Below are 693 nucleotides of genomic sequence, written 5' to 3'. Positions count from 1 at the left end.
TATTGAACCACCGTACTAGTTCTCTAATTTTTCGATTATGAATACGGAGTGTAGCCAACGGGTTCATCATTCCATAAAAGTCCATTTCGGACAATTTGTCGAAGTCATACTGCTCGCTCAGGTGCTTGGCCCCTCTTTTACAAATCTCCACTTCTTCAGGCTTCATATTTAGAACGAAGAACTTAACAAAAGAGCCGACAATTTGTTTCTTGTGCTCATAGAGTTGTACTTGTGATTCCTTCAGGCAGTTTAAGAAGGTTTTCGATTTCTCGCTCGCATCTTTCGCCCAAGCATTCAATTTCATTTTCAATTCAGCTTTCGATAATGTGGTCATACATATCTTCCCTTCCGAATGATATTTTTAATGATTACGGCATGTTGCAGAGGACTGCGGTTGAACCAAAGGCGGGCCAAGTGTTCCAGTGTCATAATGCTTTCTCCCTCTTCGCTATTTCGTTACGCGATCCGTTTCAGCTTCGAACGTTCAAAATACTGAGTCAACATCCGCGCCTTTTTGCCCATAAATCCCATTACTAAAACGCTTGAACCGTTTCTCGTCATCAATACTTCACGCGACATTTTCCCACTTGCATCTTTGTATTTATGCTCGAAGAAGTTTTCTTCAATGAAACGCAAGCTCACCTGATTTTTCAGGGCAGCTATTTCATGATCGTCTTCATCCTTCTTTTGAGC

General features: G+C 41.4%; 2 protein-coding genes. Both read right to left on the bottom strand.

Annotated features, from left to right (window positions below; translation table 11 throughout):
- The coding region (locus PPOP_RS17720) for a hypothetical protein (protein ID WP_006288043.1) at positions 1-334 on the bottom strand (334 nt) is incomplete at its 3' end.
- A gap of 122 nt (positions 335-456) precedes the next feature.
- A partial coding sequence (locus PPOP_RS17715) for a Rha family transcriptional regulator (protein ID WP_006288042.1) occupies positions 457-693 on the bottom strand: 237 nt, incomplete at its 5' end.

It is taken from the genome of Paenibacillus popilliae ATCC 14706 (assembly GCF_000315235.1).
In the GTDB taxonomy this organism is placed as follows: domain Bacteria; phylum Bacillota; class Bacilli; order Paenibacillales; family Paenibacillaceae; genus Paenibacillus_B; species Paenibacillus_B popilliae.
Note: the sequence above shows the minus strand (reverse complement) of the source record. Positions and strands in the feature narration are given on the sequence as shown.